The sequence below is a fragment of the Acidimicrobiia bacterium genome, from assembly GCA_035948415.1.
Lineage (GTDB): Bacteria > Actinomycetota > Acidimicrobiia > IMCC26256 > PALSA-555 > PALSA-555.
Genome location: DASZJD010000121.1, coordinates 1 through 23,172, shown reverse-complemented (window position 1 = coordinate 23,172; position 23,172 = coordinate 1). Strand labels below are relative to the sequence as shown.

The 23,172-nt window shown below is 72.3% G+C and carries 23 protein-coding genes and 1 tRNA gene; 12 read left to right on the top strand and 12 right to left on the bottom strand.

Annotated elements, in window-relative coordinates; genetic code table 11:
* From VG869_16130 to VG869_16120, 3 genes are all read left to right on the top strand, one after another.
* The coding region (locus tag VG869_16130; GenBank protein HEV3452712.1) for an enoyl-CoA hydratase-related protein at positions 1-750 on the top strand (750 nt) is incomplete at its 5' end.
* A gap of 19 nt (positions 751-769) precedes the next feature.
* Complete coding sequence (locus VG869_16125) at positions 770-2,299, top strand: acetyl-CoA acetyltransferase (GenBank protein ID HEV3452711.1); 1,530 nt, start codon at positions 770-772, stop codon at positions 2,297-2,299.
* A gap of 14 nt (positions 2,300-2,313) precedes the next feature.
* Positions 2,314-3,615 carry an acyl-CoA dehydrogenase family protein gene (locus tag VG869_16120; GenBank protein HEV3452710.1) on the top strand — a complete coding sequence of 434 codons (1,302 nt, stop codon included), beginning with the start codon at positions 2,314-2,316 and terminating at the stop codon, positions 3,613-3,615.
* A 73-nt stretch (positions 3,616-3,688) separates the two neighbouring features.
* Here the strand turns inward: VG869_16120 and VG869_16115 are convergent, their stop codons facing one another.
* From VG869_16115 to VG869_16085, 7 genes are all read right to left on the bottom strand, one after another.
* Complete coding sequence (locus VG869_16115) at positions 3,689-4,123, bottom strand: hypothetical protein (GenBank protein HEV3452709.1); 435 nt, start codon at positions 4,121-4,123, stop codon at positions 3,689-3,691.
* A gap of 317 nt (positions 4,124-4,440) precedes the next feature.
* The gene (locus tag VG869_16110; GenBank protein HEV3452708.1) at positions 4,441-5,607 is read right to left on the bottom strand and encodes an acyl-CoA dehydrogenase family protein; all 1,167 of its coding nucleotides are present in this window, start codon (positions 5,605-5,607) and stop codon (positions 4,441-4,443) included.
* A gap of 3 nt (positions 5,608-5,610) precedes the next feature.
* Positions 5,611-6,477 (bottom strand): thiamine pyrophosphate-dependent enzyme, encoded by an 867-nt coding sequence (locus VG869_16105; GenBank protein HEV3452707.1) that lies wholly within the window; start codon positions 6,475-6,477, stop codon positions 5,611-5,613.
* A 10-nt stretch (positions 6,478-6,487) separates the two neighbouring features.
* On the bottom strand, positions 6,488-7,630 hold the full coding sequence (locus VG869_16100; GenBank protein ID HEV3452706.1) for a hypothetical protein: 1,143 nt from the start codon (positions 7,628-7,630) through the stop codon (positions 6,488-6,490).
* A complete protein-coding gene (locus tag VG869_16095) occupies positions 7,627-7,875 on the bottom strand; it encodes a 4Fe-4S dicluster domain-containing protein (GenBank protein ID HEV3452705.1) in 249 nt (82 codons plus the stop codon). Before VG869_16095 ends, VG869_16100 begins: the two co-directional genes overlap by 4 nt.
* Positions 7,872-8,456, bottom strand: coding sequence for a 2-oxoacid:acceptor oxidoreductase family protein (locus VG869_16090; GenBank protein HEV3452704.1), 585 nt, complete (start codon positions 8,454-8,456; stop codon positions 7,872-7,874). The genes VG869_16095 and VG869_16090 overlap by 4 nt, the downstream gene beginning before the upstream one ends.
* Complete coding sequence (locus VG869_16085) at positions 8,453-9,079, bottom strand: TetR/AcrR family transcriptional regulator (protein HEV3452703.1); 627 nt, start codon at positions 9,077-9,079, stop codon at positions 8,453-8,455. Before VG869_16085 ends, VG869_16090 begins: the two co-directional genes overlap by 4 nt.
* A gap of 132 nt (positions 9,080-9,211) precedes the next feature.
* Between VG869_16085 and VG869_16080 the strand changes: the two genes are divergently transcribed.
* A complete protein-coding gene (locus VG869_16080) occupies positions 9,212-10,837 on the top strand; it encodes an AMP-binding protein (protein ID HEV3452702.1) in 1,626 nt (541 codons plus the stop codon).
* Positions 10,838-10,850: 13 nt separating this feature from the next.
* On the opposite strand, the gene VG869_16075 is transcribed toward VG869_16080, so the two are convergent.
* From VG869_16075 to VG869_16055, 5 genes are all read right to left on the bottom strand, one after another.
* Positions 10,851-11,576, bottom strand: coding sequence for an ABC transporter ATP-binding protein (locus tag VG869_16075; protein ID HEV3452701.1), 726 nt, complete (start codon positions 11,574-11,576; stop codon positions 10,851-10,853).
* Entirely contained in the window at positions 11,573-12,358 is a 786-nt protein-coding gene (locus VG869_16070; protein HEV3452700.1) for an ABC transporter ATP-binding protein, read from the bottom strand. The genes VG869_16075 and VG869_16070 overlap by 4 nt, the downstream gene beginning before the upstream one ends.
* Positions 12,355-14,517, bottom strand: a complete 2,163-nt coding sequence (locus tag VG869_16065; protein ID HEV3452699.1) for an ABC transporter permease — start codon at positions 14,515-14,517, stop codon at positions 12,355-12,357. The genes VG869_16070 and VG869_16065 overlap by 4 nt, the downstream gene beginning before the upstream one ends.
* A 66-nt stretch (positions 14,518-14,583) precedes the next feature.
* A complete protein-coding gene (locus tag VG869_16060) occupies positions 14,584-15,906 on the bottom strand; it encodes an ABC transporter substrate-binding protein (protein ID HEV3452698.1) in 1,323 nt (440 codons plus the stop codon).
* Positions 15,907-15,989: 83 nt separating this feature from the next.
* Positions 15,990-17,432, bottom strand: a complete 1,443-nt coding sequence (locus VG869_16055) for an AMP-binding protein (protein HEV3452697.1) — start codon at positions 17,430-17,432, stop codon at positions 15,990-15,992.
* A gap of 95 nt (positions 17,433-17,527) precedes the next feature.
* Here VG869_16055 and VG869_16050 point away from each other — a divergent pair, with 95 nt between their 5' ends.
* The 8 genes from VG869_16050 (at position 17,528) to VG869_16015 (ending at position 22,876) form a co-directional block, all read left to right on the top strand.
* Positions 17,528-17,959 carry a Fur family transcriptional regulator gene (locus VG869_16050; protein HEV3452696.1) on the top strand — a complete coding sequence of 144 codons (432 nt, stop codon included), beginning with the start codon at positions 17,528-17,530 and terminating at the stop codon, positions 17,957-17,959.
* A 31-nt stretch (positions 17,960-17,990) separates the two neighbouring features.
* Complete coding sequence (locus VG869_16045) at positions 17,991-18,410, top strand: rubrerythrin family protein (protein ID HEV3452695.1); 420 nt, start codon at positions 17,991-17,993, stop codon at positions 18,408-18,410.
* A 60-nt stretch (positions 18,411-18,470) separates the two neighbouring features.
* On the top strand, positions 18,471-19,757 hold the full coding sequence (locus VG869_16040) for a heterodisulfide reductase-related iron-sulfur binding cluster (protein ID HEV3452694.1): 1,287 nt from the start codon (positions 18,471-18,473) through the stop codon (positions 19,755-19,757).
* Between the two features lie 4 nt (positions 19,758-19,761).
* On the top strand, positions 19,762-20,340 hold the full coding sequence (locus tag VG869_16035) for a DUF3501 family protein (GenBank protein ID HEV3452693.1): 579 nt from the start codon (positions 19,762-19,764) through the stop codon (positions 20,338-20,340).
* Positions 20,337-20,780 carry a dUTP diphosphatase gene (gene dut, locus VG869_16030; GenBank protein HEV3452692.1) on the top strand — a complete coding sequence of 148 codons (444 nt, stop codon included), beginning with the start codon at positions 20,337-20,339 and terminating at the stop codon, positions 20,778-20,780. Before VG869_16035 ends, dut begins: the two co-directional genes overlap by 4 nt.
* A gap of 72 nt (positions 20,781-20,852) precedes the next feature.
* On the top strand, positions 20,853-21,797 hold the full coding sequence (locus tag VG869_16025; GenBank protein ID HEV3452691.1) for a TIGR03621 family F420-dependent LLM class oxidoreductase: 945 nt from the start codon (positions 20,853-20,855) through the stop codon (positions 21,795-21,797).
* Between the two features lie 9 nt (positions 21,798-21,806).
* Positions 21,807-22,748 carry a TIGR03621 family F420-dependent LLM class oxidoreductase gene (locus VG869_16020; GenBank protein ID HEV3452690.1) on the top strand — a complete coding sequence of 314 codons (942 nt, stop codon included), beginning with the start codon at positions 21,807-21,809 and terminating at the stop codon, positions 22,746-22,748.
* 52 nt (positions 22,749-22,800) lie between these two features.
* Positions 22,801-22,876, top strand: a tRNA-Gly gene (locus VG869_16015).
* The last annotated feature ends 296 nt before the right edge of the window (positions 22,877-23,172 follow it).

Sequence of the window (23,172 nt, the reverse complement as noted above, 5' to 3'; positions counted from 1 at the left end):
GAGGCCAAGAACTCGGCCGACATGGAGCACTTCCGGCAGCTGCGCGAGTCCTGGGACCGCTTCGCCGCCGACCCCGAGGCCTGGGTCGCGATCATCACCGGCGTGGGCGACGCGTTCTTCACGGGCGCCGACCTCAAGCGCTACATCCCGGAAGTGACCCGGCTGCAACGCCAGATCGCCGACGGCGGCGTCCAAGAGGTGGACGGGTACCGCCTCGAGGACGGCACGAAGGCGGTGCTGCGGGGCGCGAAGATCTGGAAGCCGATCATCGCCGCCGTGAACGGCTTCTGCACCGCGGGGGGCATGGAGATGCTCGGCGGGGTCGACATCCGCGTGGCCTGCCCAGAGGCGAAGTTCGCGGTGATGGAGCCCAAGCGCGGGCTCTTCGCCGGCGGCGGCACCACGGTCCGGCTGCCCCGCCAGATCCCCTTTGCCCAGGCCATGGAGTTCCTGCTCTGCGCCGACCTGATCCCCGCCCAGCGCGCGTACGAGATGGGCCTCCTGAACGCGGTCGTCCCTCGCGAGGAGCTGCTCGACGCCGCGTACGGCTACGCGCGCCGCATCACCGCCAACGCCCCGCTCGCGGTCCAGGCCACGAAGCAGAGCGTGTGGGAGGGCCTCGGCATGAGCCTCTCCGAGGCCTACCGCAACGAGTCGATGATCTCCTCCTACATCTTCCAGACCGAGGACGCCGTGGAGGGGCCGAAGGCGTTCGCCGAGAAGCGGCCGCCGAACTGGCAGGGCCGATGACCCCAGGCGGCGCGGCGACGTGACCGACCCCCGCACGCCGTGCGTCATCGGCGTCGGCCAGCGCACCTGGCACCCCGACGAGGTGGGGGAGGAGGGCGCGCCCGAGCCGCTCGTCATGTGGGAGGACGTCGCCCGCCGGGCCGCGGCCGACAGCGGGGTCGGCGCGTCCGCGCTCGAGCGCCTCGACGCCATCGACCTCGTCTACTGCCAGACCTGGCAGTACGACGACCCGCCGGGACGGCTCGCCGAGCGGATCGGCGCCGAGCCTCGTCGCCGCCACTACTCCGGCATCGGTGGCACCACGCCCCAGGTGCTGGTCCAGGACCTGGCGACCCGCATCCACCGGGGCGAGCTCGACCTCGCCCTCATGGGGGGCGCCGAGGCGCTGGCCACGCAGCGCCGCTACAAGCGCCGCGGCGAGCGCTACCCGTACTCGTTCAAGCCGGCCGAGAAGCGCCCGTACCCGTGGGAGGCGCCGTTCCACCCGGCCGAGCTCGCCCACGACGTCATGCAGGCGTGGCTGACCTTCGCCGTCTTCGACAACGCCCGGCGCGCCCACCTCGGCCGGCCGCTCCCCGAGTACCGGCACGAGCTCGGCGCGATGCTGGCGCCGATGACCCAGATCGCGGCGAAGAACCCGCTGGCCTGGTTCCCGGTCGAGCGCACCCTCGACGAGATCATCGACCCGAGCCCCGAGAACCGCATGGTCGGCTACCCGTACACGAAGTACATGATCTCGATCATGGACGTGGATATGGCCGCGGCGCTGCTGCTCGCCAGCCACGAGACCGCGGACCGGCTCGGGGTGCCGACGGACCAGCGCGTGTACCCGCGCGGCTGGTGCTACGCGACCGACGCCACGTACGTGGCCGAGCACGACGAGCTCCACCGCTCGCCGGCGATGGCCGCCGCCGCCGGCGAGGCGCTGCGCCTCGCCGGGATCGGGGTCGACGACGTCGCGCACCTCGACCTCTACTCGTGCTTCGGCAGCTCGCTGAACTTCGCGAGGGACGCCCTCGGCCTCGGCGCCGACGACCCGCGGCCCCTGACGGTCACGGGCGGCCTCCCGTACCACGGCGGCGCGGGCAGCAACTACATGACCCACTCGATCGCCACGATGGTGGACGTGCTGCGAGCCGACCCGGCCTCCGCCGGGCTGGTGAGCGGGGTCGGCATGCACATGACGAAGCACGTGTACGGCGTGTACTGCACCGAGCCGGGCCCGACGGCGCCGCCGGACCAGGCCCGGCTCCAGGCCGAGCTCGACGCCCGCCACCCGCCGCGCCCGATCGTCGACGTCGAGGACGGCCAGGAGGCCACCGTGGCGGCGTACTCGGTCATCCACGGGCGCGACGGCGAGCCCGAGACCGGGGTGCTGGTCTGCGACCTGGACGGTGGCGCGCGGACCTACGGGCGGCTGCTCGAGCCGGGCGCGCTCGCGGCCGCGGAGGTGGAAGAGCTGGTCGGTCGGCGGGTGCGGCTGTCCCCGCAGCCCCGCCCCCTGCCGACCGGCGAGGACGGCACGGTCAACGTGGCCCTGCCGACATGAGAGCGAGGTAGACGATGGCCTGGGACTTCTCGACCGAGCCCGAGTTCCAAGCGAAGCTGGACTGGATCAGCGAGTTCGTCCGCGACGAGCTCGAGCCCATCGACCTGGCCTTTGGGTCTCACGTCGTGTACGACAAGTCGCATCCCGTGCACCGCGAGGTGATCCGACCCCTCCAGGCCCGGGTGAAGGACCAGGACCTCTGGGCCTGCCACCTCGGCCCCGACCTGGGCGGCAAGGGCTACGGCCAGCTGAAGCTGGCGCTCATGAACGAGATCCTGGGCCGATCGCACTGGGCGCCGAGCGTCTTCGGCAGCCAGGCCCCCGACTCCGGCAACGCCGAGATCATCGCCCACTACGGCACGGAGGACCAGAAGGCGAAGTACCTGCAGCCGCTGCTCGACGGCGAGATCGTCTCCTGCTACTCGATGACCGAGCCGCAGGCGGGCTCCGACCCGGGTCAGTTCAAGTGCCGGGCCTGGAAGGACGGCGACGAGTGGGTTATCGACGGGGAGAAGTGGTTCTCGTCGAACCTGCGGTACGCCGAGTTCGCGATCGTGATGGCGGTGACCGACCCTGACGTGCCCGTCTACCAGGGCACCTCGATGTTCCTCGTCCCGACGTCGACGCCCGGCATCGAGATCCTCCGCAACGTCGGGCTCGGCTCCGAGCCCGAGGAGAGCGGCAGCCACGCCTACGTCCGCTACAACCACGTGCGGGTCCCGGCCGAGAACCTCCTCGGCGGCGAGGGCCACGCGTTCGTGATCGCCCAGACCCGCCTCGGGGGCGGCCGGGTCCACCACGCCATGCGCACGATCGGGATGTGCCAGCGGGCCTTCGACATGATGTGCCAGCGGGCGCTGTCCCGGGTCACCCAGGGCGAGGTGCTGGCCAAGAAGCAGATGGTCCAGGAGGCGGTCGCCGACTCGTACATCGACCTCGAGCAGTTCCGACTCCTCGTGCTCCAGACGGCGTGGAAGATCGACCAGGTCGGGGGCCACAAGGCCCGCACCGAGATCGCGGCGGTGAAGGTGCTCACGCCGAAGGTGCTCCACGACATCGTGTACCGGGCCCTGCACGTGCACGGGGCCCTCGGCGTCTCGAACGAGATGCCGCTCGCCGGCATGTGGGCGATGCTGCCGGTCATGGGCATCGCCGACGGGCCCACCGAGGTGCACAAGGTCACGATCGCCCGCCAGGTGCTGAAGCGCTACCAGCCGTACGAGGGACTCTGGCCGCCGGAGCACCTGCCTGAGCGGCGGGCCGCGGCGCGCAAGCGCTTCGCGGCCCTCCTGGAGCACGACGCCGCGCAGCTGTGAGGCGAAGGCGGCGGCGCATGCCTCGACCATCGGCTGATCCTGGGGGCGCGGCGGCGCCGCTCGTAGCCCGGGATCAGTCGCGGTGCGAGGATGCGCTCGAGCGGCTCAACGTGAGGTCGAGCCCGTAGCGCCGAGCGCAGAACGTGATGCCGATCATGGCGAGCCCGAGGAAGGCCAACGGGAGGACCCACCACGGCAGGTCGGTACCCGTGATCGGTACCGGGTTGGTCCTGCAGGCCGGCGAGGTGGTCGACGCGTAGGCGACCCCGCTGCCGAGGCCCCAGTAGATCGTCGAGCTGCCGTCCCAGGTGACGGTGAACACGTTGTCGTGTCGGCCCGCGGCGAACGAGCCGGGCTGACCGCGGGTGTACGGCGACGGGTAGAAGAAGTTGTAGGTGCTGCCGGCGGCGATCGACTGGGTCGAGGTCGACGTGTTGTTGTAGCCCCACAGCGAGTTGTACTGGCCGGTCTTCGTGTCGTGGAACACACACTCGAGGATGGGAGTCACCGGGGGCGTCGAGCTTCCCCCGGGGGGCGTCGAGCTTCGCCCGCTGTCGGCGGAGGCCGCCGACGTGCCGACGATCGTCAGCGCGGCGACCACCAACGCGCCCGCGGCCGCAGCCCTTGGTAGCGCCCGCATCCACGCACCCTCCCCGGCAGCCGTCCGTCGCGGCCACCCTCAGGTGTCGGCACGGGCGCGCGGGCCCTTGAGATGAAGCGGGCCCGGGCCACGGAGTCCAGCGCGCGCTCGCCGTGAGCCTCGGGGGCTCGCCAGGCCCCACCCGAACGCCTGCGGCCGAGGCGGGGCCCCCCGCCGGGCGGGGGTCAGGCGCGCGGCAGGCCGAGGATCCGGGTGGCGATGATGTTCTTGTTCACCTGGGTGGTGCCGCCGGCGATGGTGTGCGAGCGGGCCATGACGCGATCGCGGCCCCACTCGCCGCTGTTGGCGTCGGGACCGAGCACCTCGCCGGACACCTCGGCCACGAGCTGCTCGGTGTCGCTCCACACCAGCTTGGCGAGGCTGCCCTCGGGGCCGAGCGGCCGCCCGTGCAGCTCGCGCGAGATGGCCCGGTCCGAGAGGAGCTTCAGCAGCTCCGCGTGCAGGTACGCGCGCGCCAAGCGCTGGCGCAGCGCCGGGTCGTCGCTCGCCATCCGGCCGTCGCCGAGCGGCGTGCTGCGCGCCAGCTCGAGGAGGCGCTGCACCTTGGCGCGGAGCCCGAGGTGCAGCCGGGCCACGCCGCCGCGCTCGTGCGCCAGCGTGGTCATCGCCACCCGCCAGCCGTCGTCCACGGGGCCGAGGGTCTGGTCGACGGGGACGCGGACGTCCTCGAAGAAGATCTCGTTGAACTCCCGCTCGCCGGTGATCGTCACGAGCGGGCGCACGTCGACGCCGGGTCGGTGCAAGTCGACGAGCAGGCAGCTGATGCCGCGGTGCTTCGGCGCCTCGGGGCTCGTGCGCACGAGGAGCTCGCACCAGTCGGCGACCTGGCCGAGCGTGGTCCAGATCTTCTGGCCGGTCACGACCCAGTCGTCGCCGTCCCGCACCGCCCGTGTGCGCAGCGACGCCAGGTCGGAGCCGGCGTCGGGCTCGGAGAAGCCCTGGCACCAGATGTCGTCGCCGCGCCGCATGCGGGGCAGGAGCCCGGTCTGCTGCGCCGGCGTCCCGTGGGCCATGATCGCCGGGGCGACGTTCGGGATCCCGATGACGTTGATCGGGCCGGGCGCCCCCGACCGGTGCAGCTCCTCGTCCCACACCACCTGCTCGAGGACCCCGGCCCCGCGGCCTCCGTACTCGCGCGGCCACGCGATGGCGGCGTAGCCGGCGTCGGCGAGCTCGCGGTTCCAGGCCCGGAGCCGCTCGAGTCGCTCCGAGCCGGGGTCGAGGCTCGTGGCCCGCCCGAGCGTCCGCACCTCGTCGGTGACGTGCTCGTCGAGCCAGGCCCGCAGCTCGTGCCGGAACGCGTCCGCCTCGGGCGGGTCGGTGAAGTCCACCCGTCAGCGGTCGAGGCCGCCGGCGGCGAGGCGGGCCTCCACCTCGCGCTGGCGGGCCACGTTCTCGGCCCGCAGCTCCTCGGTGGTGCGCACCCGGCCGTCGACCTTCAGCTCCCCCATGACGTGGACCTCGCCGAGCGTCTCGTGGAGGTACTCGGGTCCCGCCTCGGTCGGGACGAACCACCCGGTCGGGCACATCGTCAGCACCTCGACGAACGTGAAGCCGGCCGAGCGCTCCTGAGCCTCGAGGGCGCGGCGCACCATCTTCTTCGTGCGCGCCACCGCGCCGGCGTTGTGCACCGATCCCCGCGCCACGTAGGCGGCGCCCTCGAGCCGGGCGATGAGGTCGCCGATCAGGATCGGGTAGCCGTGGTAGGCGGCGTCGCGCCCGTCGATCGTGTTCTTCGTGCGCTGGCCGAGCACCGTGGTTGCGGTCATGTGGCCGCCGGTCTCGCCGAAGACCCCGTTGTTCAAGAGCACGCACGTGACCGACTCGCCGCGCGCGGCGGTGTGCAGCACCTCCTGGAGCCCCTCGTTCACCATGTCGCCGTCGCCCTGCAGCGTGAACACGAGCGCGTCGGGCCGCATGCGCTTCACCCCGGTCGCGACCGACGGTGCCCGCCCGTGCAGGGCCTGGACGAGGTCGACGTCCATGCTCATCGAGAACGCGGTGTAGCAGCCGATGCCGACGACGCCGATGGTCCGGCTCGTCACGTCGAGCTCCGTGATGGTGTCGAGCAGGCAGCGGAGCGCGAGCGGCTCCCCGCAGCCCGGGCACAGGTTGTGCTCGCCGGTGAGCAGCAGCTCGGGCTTCAGCGCGCCGACCTGGCGGGCGCCCTCGGGGGCCGTCGAGGTGTCGATCGTCGGCATCGTCGTCTCCTTACCAGAGGGTCCGCTCGTTGTCGGGCAGGGGCGGCAGCTCGGCGTCGGGGCCGCCCCGGTGCACGGCCAGGATCCGCTCGCGGATCGTGTCGACGTCGAGGAGCCGGCCGACCCCGAACCCGGAGCCGTCGGTCGAGATCCCGCCGATCCCGACGACCGGGGCGCGGCCCAGCACGGCGAGGCGCACGTCGTCGATCATCTGCCCGGCGCTGAGCTCGAAGGTGGCGACGGTGCGGGCGTGGTCGGCGGCGTGGGCGACGACGTCGGTCGGGAACGGCCAGAGCGTGATCGGGCGGACGTACCCGACCCGCTCGCCGCCCCGGCGCAGCTCCCGCACCACGGCCCGCACGAACCGGGCCGGGCTGCCGAAGGCGACGACGACGGTCTCGGCGTCGTCGAGGAACCCGGTCTCGGCCCGGGCCTCGGTGCGCTCGGCCTCGCCGAGTTTGGCGGTCACCGCCCGCAGGTGGGCCTCGATCCCGACCGGCTCGGCGCCGACCTTGGCGATGCCGAGGGGGGAGAGCAGCCGGGACCGGCCGCTGCCGCTCGCGGTGCCGTCGACCGCCCAATCCTTGGCCGGCACCGGCCCGAAGTCGATTCGGTCGACCGCGACCGACTCCTCGACGTGGGCGGTGAGGTAGTCGCCGTAGACGAGCACCGGGTTGCGCCACCGGTCGGCGAGGTGGAACGCCAGCTGGGTCAGCTCCACGGCCTCGGTGATGTCGACCGGGGCCAGCACGAGGTGGCGGTAGTCGCCGTGGCCCCCGCCGCGGGTGGCCTGGAAGTAGTCGCCCTGGCCGCGGGCCATGTTGAAGACCACGAGCGGCAGCTCGGCCAGCGTGATCTCGGCGAACGACTCCTGCATCAGCGAGAGGCCCTGCCCGGTCGAGCCGGTCGCGGCCCGCGCCCCGGTCGCGAGCGCGCCCCACACCATGCCGACCGCCTCGAGCTCGCTCTCGGCGTTGATGCACGTCCCCCCGACGTCCGGGAGGTAGCGGGCGAAGTGCTCGAGGACCTCGGTGAACGGCGTCATCGGGTACCCGGCGAAGAAGCGGCAGCCCGCCGCGATCGCCGCCAGCGCGATGGCCTCGCTGCCCTCCATGAGGCGCCGGTCGGCGCTGCGCACGGCGATCGTCGTCACGCGTCGACCTCGCTCAGCACCGGCTGCGCGAAGCGGTACACCTCGAAGCAGAAGTCGGGGCACACGAACAGGCAGGCCGCGCAGCCGGTGCAGCCGGGCTCGAGGAGCGGGTAGTGGAACCCGGCCCGGTTCACGGGCTCGGACATGCTCAGCACGCGGGGCGGGCAGGCGGTGATGCAGAGCTCGCAGCCCTTGCAGGCCTCGGTGTCGATGCGGATCGTGCCCCGGCTCGTGATCGTCGTCATGCCGGGGTGCGCTCCGCCGACCAGGCCGGCACCGCCAGCGGCTCGACGGCGTCGAAGCCGGCCCGCAAGGCCCGCTCGTTCACCTCCACGTGCTGCCGCCGGTAGGGGGGCACGGACTGGCGCATGCCGGCGACCACGGCGTCGAAGCCGACGAGCCCGGTGAGCCCGACGTAGGCGCCGAGGATCACCATCGAGGCCGCGAGCTCGTTGCCGGCGGCCGCCGCGAGCTCGGCGGCGCGGACCCGGTGCACGGCGTAGCGGCCCTCGCCGAGCGGCGCGCTGAACGTGGCGTCGTTCAGCACCACCAGCCCGCCGTCGACGAGCTTCGGCGCGACGGGAGCCCAGAAGCGGTCGTGCATCGCGATCGCCGACCAGGCCCGGGAGAGCAGGGGGGGCGCCTCGACCGGCCCCTCGCCCACGACCACGGTGGCGTCGGTGTTCATGCCCCGCATGGCGCCGCCGTAGACACCGAAGAGGAGGACGTGGCGGTCCTCGAGCACGGCGGCCCGGGCGAGGACCTGGGCCGCCAGCTGCACGCCCTGGCCGCCGATGCCGGTGAGGAGCACCTCGCGCTCGCTCATGACGCCGGGGCTCCGATCGCCCGCAGCGCGAAGGCGACGAGGTGGGCCACGTCCTCGCGGCTCGGCGGCTCGCGCCGGACGATCGCGTCCTCGGTGCGGCCCATGGCGAGGTGGTAGATGGCGTCGGCGTCGCGGCGGGCGTCGCCGCCGGCGGCGGCGACGGCGTCGCGCAGGGGCGCCACGACGCGCTCGCGCTGGCTCGCGGTCGCCTCCGGGTAGCGCTCGGTGAGCCGGGCCCCGTTCACCGCGAACGGCCTCGTGTTGGCGGCGGCCTCGGGGTTGCGGGCCTGCTCGAGTAGCCCTTCGACCCACGCCTGCACCTCGCCGGCGCCGGTCGTCGCCCTCGCCATCCGACGCTCGAGCGCCGCCACGAGGCGCCGCTGCCCGTCCTCGAGGACGGCGAGCAGCAGCTCGTCCTTGCCCCGGAAGTGCCGGTAGAAGGCCTGGTTCGAGAGCCCGGCAGCTCGCACGATGTCGCTGACCCGAGGGTCGAGCGACCCGGTGCGCCGCATCACCCCGTAGGCGGCGTCGACGAGGCGGCGGACCTCGTCGGCGTACGCGGTGGCTCGCTCCTCGAGGGTCCGAGCGGCCACGGCCCGCTCGACCGGAACCACGTTCTGCACTGCGGGAACCTTATTCCGGCCCGGCGGGGCTGGCAACCGGACTGAAGACCGGGTCTTCGGGGGACGGTCCGCCGTCCGGCCCTCGGACGGCCGCACGAGCGGGCCGGTACCGTCTCGAGCCGGAGGGAGCCCATGGCGCTGGACCTCGACCTGCACGGCGTGGCCGCCGACCGGGCCCGCCGCTACGTCGCCGACGGATCGTGGACCGACGAGACGCTGGGCTCGATCCTGGCCGCCGGGCTGCTCGAGGGCCGCGACCTGCCCCTCGCGGTCTACTCGCAGACCCGCCCCTGGCGGGGCACGTTCGCCGACGGCTTCGACCTGGCCCGCCGGGTCGCCGGCGGGCTGCGAGCGGCGGGCGTCGGCCCCGGCGAGCCGGTGGCGTTCCAGCTCCCGAACTGGGTGGAGGCGGCGGCGACGTTCTGGGCCGTCGCCCTGCTCGGCGCCGTCCCGGTCCCGATCGTGCACTTCTACGGGCCGAAGGAGGTCGGGTTCATCCTCGAGCAGTCCCAGGCGCGCGTGCTCGTCACCGCCGACCGGTTCGGGCACCTCGACTACCTCGCCAACCTGGAGGCGCTGCGGCCGCGGCTCGGCGCGCTCGAGCGCGTCTTCGTGGTCGGCGCGGCCGCCCCGTCCGAGGCGGAGCCGTTCTCAGCGCTCGCCGCCGCCGACCGCGTCGACGAGCCGGCGCCCACCGACCCGTCGGCGCCCGCCCTCATCGCGTACACGTCGGGGACGACCGCCGACCCGAAGGGGGTCGTCCACTCGCACCGCACGATCGGCTTCGAGATCCGCCAGCTCGGCGCCATCCAGGCCAAGGGGGGCCGGCCGGCGCTCGTCGGCGCCCCGGTCGGCCACGGCATCGGCATGCTCGCCGCCCTGCTCATCCCGGTGTGGCGACGGGACCCGATCCACCTCATCGACGTCTGGGACCCCGCTCGGGTGCTGGCGACGATGCTCGACCAGCAGCTCACGAGCGGGAACGGGGCGACCTACTTCCTCATCAGCCTCCTCGACCACCCCGACTTCACCGACGCGCACCGAGCGCTCATGGCGCACATCGGGCTCGGCGGGTCGGCGGTCCCGGCCGCGGTCGGGGAGCGGTGCGCGGCGATGGGGATCTCCACCGTCCGCAGCTTCGGCTCCACCGAGCACCCGTCGATCACGGGCATGACCCACGACGCGCCCCTCGAGAAGAGGATCCACACCGACGGCCGCGCCCTGCCCGGGGTCGAGCTCGAGCTCCGCGACGACGCCGGCGGCGTCCTCGGTGTCGACGAGCCCGGGGAGATCTGGAGCAAGGGGCCCGACTGCTTCGTCGGCTACACCGATCCGGGCCTCACCGCGGCGGCGTTCGACCGCGACGGCTGGTTCGGGACCGGGGACGTCGGGGTGCGCGACGCCGACGGCTACGTCTCCATCGTCGACCGCAAGAAGGACATCATCATCCGGGGCGGCGAGAACATCAGCGCGCTGGAGGTTGAGGAGCAGCTGCTCCACCTGGGCGGCGTGGCCGAGGCGGCGGTCGTGGCGGCGCCGGACGCGAGGCTCGGCGAGCACGCGGCCGCGTTCGTCCGCATGCAGCCCGGCGTCGCGGCGCCGTCGCTGCCGGCGGTGCGCGAGCACCTCGAGCGGGCCGGGCTGGCCCGGCAGAAGTGGCCCGAGGAGCTCCGTGCCGTGACCGAGTTCCCGCGCACCGCGTCGGGGAAGGTCCAGAAGTTCGTGCTCCGCGACCGGCTGCGGGCCGAGGCCTCGTGACGGGCGCGGGGGCTCAGCCGGCGTCGCCGAGGTAGCTGGCCACGAGCTCGGAGCCGGCGTCGGCGGACGCCCCGCGCCAGACGACCTGACCTCGGCGCAGGATCACGGCGTCGTCGGCGAACTCGAGGGCCCGCTCGACGTACTGCTCGATCAGCAGCACCGCCACCCCCGCCTCGCGGGCCCGCACCAGCCCGTCGAAGACGAGCCCCACGACGAGGGGCGCGAGCCCGAGGGACATCTCGTCGGCGACGAGGAGCCGAGGCGGCGCGGCCAGCACCCGGGCCAGGCTCAGCATCTGCTGCTCGCCGCCCGACAGCGTCCCCGCCAGCTGACGGCGCCGCGTGCCGAGGATCGGGAAGGCGTCGAGGGCGCGGTCCATGGCGCCGGCGCGCTCGCGGCGGGGCACGGCGTGGCGGAGCAGCACCCGCAGGTTCTCGAGCACCGAGAGGTGCGGGAAGATCGCGCGCTCCTCGGGCACGTAGGCGAGCCCGAGCCGGCTCAGCCGGTGCGCGGGCCAGCCGGTCACGTCACGGCCGGCGAAGTGAACCCGGCCGGCCGTGGGCCGGACCCGCCCGGCCACCGCCGCCGCGAGCGAGCTCTTGCCGGCGCCGTTCGGCCCGAGGACGGCGAGCGTGCGGCCGGGCGCGAGCTCGAGATCGACGCCGAAGAGCGCACGCGCCTCGCCGTAGCGAACATCGAGCTGCTCGACGACCAGCAGCGGCGCCGCGGCGTCGGTCACCCGGACTCCGCGTCGGCTGGCGCGCCGAGGTACGCGGCTTGGACGTTGGCGCTCGATCGGATGTCCGCCGGCGATCCCCGTGCGATCACGCGCCCGAAGTCGAGGACGGTCACATCCTCCGAGAGCTCGAGCACGAGCTCGACGTCGTGTTCCACCATCACGAAGGCCACGCCCCGGTCGCGGCTCGCGGCACGGAGGGCGTGCGCCACCCGCTCGGTCTCGTGGACGTCGAGGCCCGACGTCGGCTCGTCGAGCAGCACGATCCGTGGCTCGGTCGCCAGCGCCCGAGCGATCTCGACGATCCGGCCGGTCCCGAGCGGGAGCAGCACGACCGGCACGTCGGCGACCGCCTCCAGCTCGAGCAGGGCGAGGATGCTGTGGACGCGCTCGTCCTCGTCGGGGGTCGGACGGGCTCCGAAGCCGGCGAGGTCGCGCAGCAGGGTGCGGTCGCGGTGTCGGCGGACACGGTGGGCGACGACGACGTGGGCGCGCACGGTGAGCTCGGTGAACAGCTCGAGGCGCTGGAACGTGCGTGCTAGCCCGAGGCGGGCTCGGCGCTGGGCCGACGCGCTCGTCACGTCGACACCGTCGAACAGCACCTGTCCCGAGCGGGGACGGAGGAGGCCCGAGAGCACGGCGAAGAGCGTGGTCTTGCCGGCGCCGTTGGGCCCGACCAGGCCCGTGATCTCGCCCGTCCCGGCCGCGAAGTCGACCTGGTTCAGGGCGACGACGCCGCCGAAGCGGACGCTCACGCCCCGAGCCTCGAGGAGGGCCTCGCTCACGCGCGCGCCTCGGCCAGGCCCGCGGCCGGCTCGGCTGGTTCCGCCACGCCGGCCTGACGCTGCGCCTCACGAAGCCGGAGACGGTTCACGACGTTGAAGAGGATCCCGCGCGGCTCGCGCGCCAGGAACACCGCCCCGAGACCGAACAGCATCGTCGGGAGGTCTCGGACGGACACGCCGGCGACGGTCTCGTGCACGTCGACGGTCAGGAGCAGCCCGGTCCCCACGATCCCGACCGCGGCCACGACCGCCGCCATGACCGCGCCGGCCGGGGTGCGGATGCGTCCCGACATCACGAGTCGGGCGACGAGGGCACCGGCGGTCAGCACGAGCGCGATCACCACGATGAAGATGAGCTTCTGGGGCACGACGGCGAAGACGATGCCCGCGATCAGCGCCCCGAGGACCGAGCGGACCCCCCACGTGACGACGATCGCGAGCCACACGATGCCGACGAGGACGTTGAAGCTCGTCGGCTGGGCGCGCTCGATCGTCACCGCGTAGAGCGCGCCACCGAGCCCGGCGACGAACGAGCTCACCGCGAAGGCGAGGAGCCGCGAGCGCACGATGCTCACCCCGATCGTCGCCGCGCCCTGCTCGCTCGAGCGCATCGAGGCCAGCACCAGACCGGTGGTGGCGCGGCGCAGGTTGACGACGAGCACGGCCACGACGCAGAAGATCACCGCGAGGAGCAGGAAGAAGTTGGTGCGGTCGTTGAAGTCGATGCCGAGGAAGATCGGCCGGGTGACTTCGATGCCCGCACCGAAGTTGTCGAACTCGCTTCGGGCGAACACCAGCTGCTCGACGAGCAGCGAGAAGGCGAGCGTGGCGAGCGCGAGGTAGACGCCCCCGAGGCGGAGGCTCAGCGACGCGACGAGCAGGCCGACGGGCACGGCGAGGATCGCCCCGGCGAGGATCGCCAGGCCGAGTGGCCAGCCCGCGCCGGACCCGAACCAGTCGGGGACGTGGACGCCGAAGATCGTCGAGTGCGTCGCCAGCGCGACCGCCGTGAACCCGCCCACCCCGGCGAGGGTGGCCTGGCAGAGCGAGAGCATGCCGCCCTCGCCGGTCACGATCGTGAAGGTCAGGAAGAGGATGCCGAGGGCCACGCCCTGGGTCACGACCCCGATCCAGAAGTCGTTGAGCCAGATCGGCACCGAGAAGAGGGCGAGCACCACCGCGAGCGGGCCGAGCGCAGCCCGCCAGCCGCGAGCCCGCGGCGCCGCCGGCGCCTCGGGTCGGAACGACCCGGATCGCAGGTCGACCTCGAACCGCTCGCGCCGCAGCCCCTGGTACAGGAGCAGGCACGCGAGCATCACGATGAACGGGACGCTGGGCTTGAAGCCTCGGGCCAGGACGCCGGTGCTCGGGAGGAAGTCGACGGACACGCCTTGGATCAGGCCGATGACCATCGCGCCGGCGAACGTGAGCGGGAGGCTGGTCAGGCGGCCGACCACCGCCGCCGCGATCGAGGCGACCAGCAGGAGCGTGAACTCCAGGTCGTTCAGGCCGAGCAGGGGCGCGAGGAGGATCCCCGCGAAGCCGGCCATCGTGGTACCGAGGGCCCACGACCCGGCGGTGACGACGCGCGTGTTGATCCCCGAGACCTCGGCCGAGCGCGGCGAGTCGACCGTGGCGCGCGTGGCGAGGCCCATGGGGGTGAGGCGCAGGATCACGGTGAGCCCGACCACGATCGCGGCGCCCCCGACCAGGATCACGAGCTGGTTCGCGTTGATCGAGAGGTCGAACACGCTGAGGTGGAAGATCTCGGCCGGGAGTCGCGCCAGGCCCTGGGGCTGGTACACCTCCGCCTGGCTGAACGGGAAGACGATTCGGACCGCCGCGGGCAGGGCCACCCACAGGCCGACGGTCGCGAGGAAGCGGATCTCGGCCGGCGCGTGCGTGAGCCACCGGAACAGCAGCGCCCAGAGCCCGAGGCCGAGCAGCGGCGAGAACACGAGGAGGGACACCAGCGCGGAGGCTGGGATCGACCAGCCCTGCTCGTGGTTCAGCCAGTGGTAGAAGATCGCGACCGCGTACGCGGTTGCGCCGTGCGCGAAGTTGACGACGCGGGACGACGCGTACGTGAGGACGAGCCCGAGCGCGGAGATTGCGTACACGCTCCCCAGCACCAGGCCCGCGAGGATGTAGCCCTGCAACGTGCCTCCCCGGTCGGGTCCCGCCCGGCTCGGTCGAGCCGGGCTGGACCTTCGACCGTCGGTCGGTCAGCCGTTCGCGATCTGTGCCGGCGTCAGCTTCGTCACCTTGTTGCCGTTGATCGCCCGGGAGGCACAGAACGGCTTGCCCCCGAACTGCGGGATGAAGGTGGCGTTCTGCACCTGGACGAAGTACACGCAGTACAGCGGCTTCCCGAAGGCCTTGGCGAAGTCGACGGGATTGAAGGCGCCGTGGGCGGTCCAGTTCTTCTCGGCGCGCAGGTTCTTGATGAAGCCCTTGCGGGTCGGGCAGCTCACACCCGCCGCCTTCAGGCCCTCGATGAACGTGTCGGCCGAGAGCCAGCCGATGTAGGGGACCTCGCCCTCGAAGAACTTGCCCTCCTTCTGCATCTGGGCCTTGTAGGTCAGGTACGCCGGCGGGTTCAGCTCGAACGGGATCACCTCGGTCCCGAAGTACGCGCCCTCGATGCCGGGCAGGTGCAGGATCCGGGAGTCCTCAGCGGCGGGGAAAAGGATGACCTTCACCTTGTAGTTGTCTTGGTTCAGCGCCGCCGACAGGGCGGTGTCCTGGAGGAAGTCCATCCCGGTGGCGACGGCGTCGGCGCCGGAGTCCTTGATCCGCTGCGCTTCCGCCGTGAAGTCGCGCTGATCGACGGTCACGCTGGTCGTCTTGTAGACGACCTTGATGCCCTGGCCCGCGAGCTTGATGGCCCGGTCGATCTGGTCGACGAACGTGGAGCTGTTCGCGGTGTTCGCGCCGACCAGCGCGACCTTCGTCACGGCTCTCGTGTTCAGGAAGTCGACGTTCAGCGTCGTGAACGTGTTCTTGCCGGCGTCGGGCGGGAAGCTGTTCCGCCACCCGAACATGTTCGGGTAGGTCCCGAACGAGGCGAGCCCGAGGTGCCAGCCGGCGACGGGGATCCCCTTCTGGTGCAGGTACCGGGCGCTGGCGTCCGCGGAGAGGCTGTTCTCGACGATCCCGAAGACGTTGTCCTGCTCGACGAGCTTCTGGGCCGCGGTCACGTTGCGGGCGGGGTCGCCGGCGTCGTCCTCGGCCGTGAAGCTGATCTTGCGCCGGCCGAGCTCGTTCGTCGCGTTCGCGAGGTCGAAGCGGGCCCGCATGCCGTTCTCGGAGTCGGCGAAGGACGGCGCGCTCGGTCCGCTCTGGGGCAGGATGCCGCCGACCTTGATCTGGGTGTCGCTGATCCCCGGGTCGTTCGTGCACGGGGTCGACGCCTTGCCCGGCTTCGGGCCCGGGAACTGCGCGCCGCCGCCGCCACCACCGGCGGCGCCAGCGGTCCCGCTGGCGAGGCCCATCGCCGCCAGGGCGAGCACGAGCGCCGCCACCAGCACGGCACGTCGAACGACCATCGGGTCCCCCCTCCGTCAGGCCGGACTGACACCGATGTCAGTCTACGGACGGCGGCAGTATCGCACCGTCGACCGCGTCGGGCTCACGACCGGTTCGGCGCTCGGAGGCGGTCGACGAGCAGGCGCCGCTGGATCTGCCCGGTCGCCGGGGTGCGTGGCAGCTCCGCCACCAGCTCGAGGCGGCGCGGCTGCTTGAACGCGGCCAGCCGGCCCTCGCAGTGCGCGCGCAGCGCCTCGACGCTGAGGTGCTGCTCCTGGCCGGGCGCGGGGACGACGACCGCGCACACGACCTCGCCCCAGCGCACGTCGGGGACCCCGACCACGGCGACCTCGGCGACGGCCGGGTGGGCGGCGAGGACGTCCTCCACCTCGCCGGGGGCGACCGTCTCGCCGCCGGTGCGCAGCACGTCCCGGGCCCGTCCCACGATCGACAGGTAGCCCTCCTCGTCGAGGACGCCGAGGTCACCGGTGTGGTACCAGCCGTCCCGAAGCGCGGCCGCGGTCGCCGCCGGCTGCTCGAAGTAGCCGTCCATCAGGAACTCGCTGCGGACGCACACCTCGCCGTCGTCGGCCAGGCGCACGTCGACCCCCGAGACCGGCAGCCCGACCGAGCCGGGCTTGCGGGTCAGGTCGGCGTCGGCGAGCAGCGTCGCCGGCCCCGCCTCCGTGGACCCGTAGTAGATCCGGGTGACCGTGTCGGGGAAGGCGGCCTTGATCGCCACGAGGAGCTCCGGGGGGGTCGCCGACGTCCCCGTGTCGCACTCGCGGAGGGTGTGCAGGTCGTAGGCGCTCCGGTCGTGGTCGAGCACGCGGGTCCACACCGCGGGCAGGCAGTAGAGGCGGCTCGCCGACCGCCGCTCCACCGTCTCGAGGAGCGGCGCCGCCTCCGGCGGCGCGAGGTGGATGGGCAGGCGCATCTGCCAGGCGTTCAAGGCCATCGACCAGCCCGACATGTGGAAGAGCGGGAACATGCAGACGGTGCCGCCCTGCCAGTCGGTGATGAGGTTGGGGAAGCTGCGCAGGTAGCTCACCCGATGCGAGAGGATCACGCCCTTCGAACGGCCCGTGCTCCCGCTCGTGAAGAACACGACGTGCGGTTCGCGCTCGTCGAGGGCCTCGACGACGTCGTTCCCCTCGAGCCTCCTGGCGTCGCGGAAGATCTCGGCCTGGGGCACGGCCGCGAACGGGGCGCCCTCGTGGTCCGGGTCCAGGATCGTGAGCCGGGGCCGGGCGTACTCGATCACCTTGCTCGCCTCGTCGGCCCCGAGGCGGGCGTTGACCGGCATGAACGCGGCGCCGAGCTTGGCGAGGGCGCCGAAGATAGGCAGGGCCGCCAGCCCGGTCTCGCCCCACCACGCCACCCGGTCGCCGCGGCCGACCCCACGGGCGGCCAGGGCCCGGGCGACGCGGTTCGAGCCGTCCTCGAGCGCCGCGAACGTGAGCTCGTCGGCGCCCATCGTGGCCGCCAGGCGGCGGGGCACCACCCGGGCCGCGTGCCGGATCACGTCCCCGACCAGCAGCGGCATCGGGGCGGCAGCGTAGGCGGGACCGCCCGGCTCCCCGCACGGCGCCGCGGCCCCGGTTGGCAATCGACAACGATTGTCGATAAACTCACCTTGTTATGAGGACGGTGGAGGAGCTCACGGAGCGGTTCCGGGAGCACGGGTTCCGGGTCACGCCCCAGCGGCAGGCCATCTTCGGGCTGCTGCAGGGCGACGCCAGCCACCCCACGGTCGAGGCACTCCACGAGCGGGCCCGGACCGCCATGCCGACCATCTCGCTGAAGACCGTGTACCAGACCGTGCACGACCTCGAGGAGATGGGCGAGGTGGAGCTCATCCACCTCGGCACCGGCAGCGTCCGGGTCGACCCGAACGTGGAGTCCGCCCACCATCACCTCATCTGCACCGTGTGCGGGAGCGTTCACGACGTCTTGGTCGACGTCCGCGATCTCCGCCTCCCGGCCCGCGACCGGCGGGGGTTCACCGTCGCCGAGGTGGAAGTCCACTTCCGCGGCATCTGCGCCGACTGCGCGCCGGCCACCGTGTCCTGAACGTCACCACAGCCAAAGGAGCTCACCCACCATGCCCGCACTCGACGGATCCAAGACCCACGACAACCTCAAGACCGCGTTCGCCGGCGAGAGCCAGGCCAACCGCCGCTACCTGTACTTCGCCCAGAAGGCCGACGTGGAGGGGTACCCCGACATCTCGGCGCTCTTCCGGTCCGTCGCCGAGGGCGAGACCGGTCACGCCTTCGGCCACTTCGACTTCCTGGCCGAGGTCGGGGACCCGGTCACCGGCGTGTCCGTCGGTCCGACCAACGAGAACCTGAAGTCGGCCATCGAGGGCGAGACCTACGAGTACACCGAGATGTACCCGGGCTTCGCCAAGACCGCCCGTGACGAGGGCTTCGAGGAGATCTCGGAGTGGCTCGAGGTGCTGGCCCGGGCCGAGAAGAGCCACGCGGGCCGGTTCACCAGCGGCCTCGAGACGCTCCAGTAGCCGGGAACGCCTGTCGACGGGCCCGGGGGACCCCGGGCCCGTCGGATCCGAAAGGTCCCGGTGACGACGACGCACCTCTACGACCCGCTCGACTGGCACTACTTCGACCCTGGCGCGGCACGCGCCGAGCGGGACCGCACCTTCCAGATCTGCTCGGACTGCCGCATCTGCGTGCGGCTGTGCCCGTCGTTCAAGGACCTGTTTCGGATGATCGACGAGCGTGACGACGGCCCGCAGGACGTCACGTTCCTCAGCTCCCAGCAGCACCGGGTCGTGGTCGACGAGTGCTACCAGTGCAAGCTCTGCTACCTCGTCTGCCCGTACACGCCCGACCAGGGCCAGGAGTGGAAGGTCGACTTTCCCCGCCTCATGCTCCGGTCGGCGGCGGTGACGACCCGGGACCACGGCGCCGCCGTGAACGCCCGGCTGCTCGCCCGCACCGACCTGCAGGGCACGGTGGCGACGACACTCGCCCCCCTCGTCAACGCCCTCGACCGGGTCAAGCCGGCCCGGACCGTCATGGAGAAGGCGACCGGGATCGCTCGTGACCGGCTGCTCCCGAGCTACGCCCGGGTTCGGTTCTCCCGCTGGTTCCGCGGCCGGACCCCGGCGCCGGCCCGACGGGCGACCGTCGCCTTGTTCCCGACGTGCATGGTCGAGTACCAGGAGCCCCCGATCGGGAAGGCGGTCGTGGGCGTCTGCGAGCGGAACGGCATCGCCTGCGAGCTCCCGGAGGGCCAGGTCTGCTGCGGCATGCCGTCCCTCGACGCCGGCGACGTCGAGCGGTTCGAGGCACTCGCGGCGCGCAACGTGGCCGCGCTCGCCGACGCGGTCCGGGCGGGGCGCGACGTGATCGTCCCCCAGCCGACCTGCGCGTACGTGCTGAAGAACGAGATCCCCGACTTCCTCGGCACGGACGACGCCCGGCTCGTGGGCGAGCACACCTTCGACGTTGCCGAGTACCTGATGGCCCGCCACCGCGACGAGCCGCTCGACACGCACTTCACCGGGCCGACGTACGAGACGATCACCTGGCACGCGGCCTGCCACTACCGGGCCCAGCAGATGGGACCGAAGAGCGCGGACCTGCTGGCCCTGACCGGCGCCCGGGTGACGGTCCTCGAGCGCTGCAGCGCCATCGACGGGACCTGGGGCCTCCGGGCCGAGAACGTGGTCATGGCCAAACGAATCGCCAAGCCCCTGATGGACGCCGTCGACGCCGCGGCCACGGACCTCGTCGCCGGCGACTGCCACCTGGCGAACACCGCGATCCGCGAGGCGACGAGTGCGTCGCCGCTGCACCCCGTCCAGGTGCTCGCCCGCGCCTACGGAATCGACGAGGCCTGAGCTCGTGCGCAAGCTCACGCTGGCCGACATCAGGGACCTGCGCGAGTACGAGCGCGAGCGCGACGCCTTCCGAGCCGAGATCATCGCCACGAAGCGGCGCCGCCGGATCGCGCTCGGCGACCTCATGACGATCGTCTTCGAGAACGCCGCGACGATGCGCTTCCAGATCCAGGAGATGGCCCGGGCCGAGCGCATGCTGCGAGACGAGCAGATCGCGCACGAGGTGGAGACCTACAACGAGCTAATCCCGAACGACGGCGAGCTCTCCGGGACGCTGTTCATCGAGATCGACGACCCGCAGTCGCTGGCCTACTGGCTGCCCCGCCTCGTCGGCGTCCACGAGCACGTCCACCTCGAGGTCGGCAGCGAGGTCGTCACTGGGCGGGCCCAAGACGTCGAGCGCCTCACGCGGTCGGAGATCACCACCACGGTCCACTACCTGAAGTTCGCGCTGACCGACGACCAGCAGCGAGCCTTCGGCGACGCGCCGGTCCGGCTCCTCGTCGACCATCCCGAGTATCAGGCCGCGACCCTGCTGACCGACGAACAGCGCGACGAGCTACTCGGGGACCTGGCCGCTTGAGCCTGCGAGTCCCCGTCGCCCGCCTCGATGACGGCGTGCCGATGCCCACCCAGGCCCACGCCCACGACGCCGGGTACGACCTCCCGGCTCGAATCGACGTGCGCTTGGACCCGGCCGGCGGCCGGTCCCTGGTCCCGACCGGTCTCCAGGTCGCGATCCCGCCGGGACACGCGGGGCTCGTGCTCCCTCGCTCGGGTCTGGCGCTGAACCACGGCGTCACCTGCCTCAACACGCCGGGGCTCATCGACTCCCTCTACCGAGGCGAGCTGAAGGTGCTCCTCGTCAACACCGACCCGTCCGAGGCGTACACCGTCCATCGCGGCGATCGGATCGCCCAGCTGGTCATCACCGCGGTCGAGTCCTCGATCGAGTGGGTCGAGGTGCCCAGCCTCGACGCGACGACGCGGGACACGTTCGGGTTCGGCTCCACCGGCCGCTGAGCCAGCCGGGGGCGTCGCGCGGCCAGCGCACCGATGGACCCCCGCGTCGAGCGGCCATTAGCGTGCGGCCCCGTGCCGCACGACCGCAAGTTTCGCTTCGGCGTCATGGCGCCGCGAGCCGAGTCCGGAAGCCAGTACCGCGACGCGGCGAGACGGTGGGAGGAGCTCGGGTACTCGACCCTGTTCGTTCCCGACCACTTCGTGGACCATCCCCTCGCGCCCATCCCGGCCATGGCGATGGTCGCCGAGGCGACGACGCATCTCCGGGTGGGAGCGCTCGTGCTCGGCAACGACTACAAGCACCCCGTCGTGCTAGCCCGGGAGGCGGCCACCATCGACCTGCTGTCGGACGGCCGCCTCGAACTCGGGATCGGCGCCGGGTGGATGACCGCCGACTACGAGAAGGCCGGCCTGCCGCTCGATCGGCCCGGCACCCGCATCGAACGGCTGGCCGAATCGGTCGCGGTCCTGAAGGGGCTGTTCGGCGACGGTCCCGTCACCTTCGCGGGGAAGCACTACCAGATCACGGATCTCGACGGCGGCCCGGACGCCGTCCAGCGCCCGCATCCCCCGATCATCATCGGGGGAGGCGGGCAAAGGGTCCTGTCCCTCGCCGCGCGCGAAGCCGACATCGTCGGGATCAACGCGAACCTCCAGCGAGGCACCGCCGACGACCCCGAGACGGCGCGCTCGCTCAGCGCCGCCGCGACCGACCAGAAGCTGGCGTGGGTTCGCGACGCCGCCGGTGACCGCTACCCGGACCTCGAGATCCAGCAGTACGCGGGATTCGTCTTCTTCACCGACGACCGACAGTCGTTGGCCGAGGCGATGGCACCAGCCTTCGGCGTGACCGCCGACGTGGCCCTCGAGACGCCCATCGCGCTCGTCGGCACGGTCGAGCAGATGGTCGACGACCTTGAGGCCCGTCGAGCGCGCTGGCAGATGAGCTACGTCGTCGTCGACGACGCGGTGGCCGACCAGTTCGCGCCGGTCGTCGCCCGCCTGGCGGGGACCTGAGGAGCCGGCGTGGCTCATGACCACCGCTTCCGCTTCGGCGTGCAGGTCGGTGGGTCGCGCGGCGCGGCGGACTGGGCCGCCCTGGCCCACAAGGTCGAGGACCTCGGCTACTCGACGCTCGTCATGCCGGACCACTTCGTGGACACGGAGCTGGCCCCGATGGTTGGCATCGCGTTCGCGGCCGCCGTCACGACGTCCTTGCGCGTCGGCATGCTCGTGCTCGACAACGACTACAAGCACCCAGCGGTCACGGCCAAAGAGGCGGCCACCGTCGACGTCCTCTCGGACGGCCGCCTCGAGCTCGGCATCGGGGCGGGCTGGATGCGGGCCGACTACGAGGCCCTGGGCCTGCCCTACGACACCGCTGGCGTCCGGATCGAGCGGCTCGCTGAGGCGCTGACCATCATCAAGCGCGCGTGGGGCGACGGCCCCTTCGATCACGACGGCGGCCACTACACGATCCGGTCCTACGACGGGGTGCCGAAGCCCATCCAGCGGCCCCGGCCGCCGATCGTCGTCGGTGGCGGTGGTCCGAAGCTCCTGCGACTCGCGGGCCGGGAGGCCGACATCGTCGGCATCAACCCGAACCTGCGAGCCGGGACGATCACCGGCGACGCCGTGCAGACCTCGCTCGCCGAGCAGACCCGTCAGAAGGTCGCGTGGGTCCGAGAAGGGGCAGGCGAGCGTTTCGCGGACCTCGAGCTGCAGGTGCGGTACTTCCTGGCCGCCATCACCGATGACGCCCAAGGCCTCGCCGGCGCGCTCGCTCCTTCCTTCGGGACGACCGTCGACGAGGCGTTGGCCTCAGGGGTGGCGCTCGTCGGAACCGTCGACGAGGTCTGCGACACGCTCGTCCAGCGGCGCGAGGAGTGGGGGGCGTCGTACGTCGTGCTCGGCGACGACACGTTCGAGGCCTTCGCTCCCGTCGTGAGCCGTCTGGCGGGGACGTAGCCCAGCTCGAGCGGAGGCGGCTTACGAGCCCTTTGGTACGCTCTGACGCCGCGCGGACGTGGCTCAGTTGGTAGAGCATCACCTTGCCAAGGTGAGGGTCGCGGGTTCGAGTCCCGTCGTCCGCTCCAAGAAGTGCTGGACAGGCCTCCGTTCACGGACGCCTGTCGCATTGTCGGGCCGGTCGTCTCCGATCGAACGATCTGGGCGCATGCGTTGCGGCGAGCGTCAACTTGTGACCACCGCCGAGTTACAGACCAGGCTGGGCAGAACGCTTGATCTATGTTCGCCGTTCGCGGGGGGCGCTTCACCGGAAGACGGGAGGCAGCGGAGCCTTGGATGGTGCCCGCAGCATCAAGCCTTTACCACTCGACTCCGGTGGAGACGCAGAATTCATTCTGCTCGGGGTCCGACATTCTGACCCATC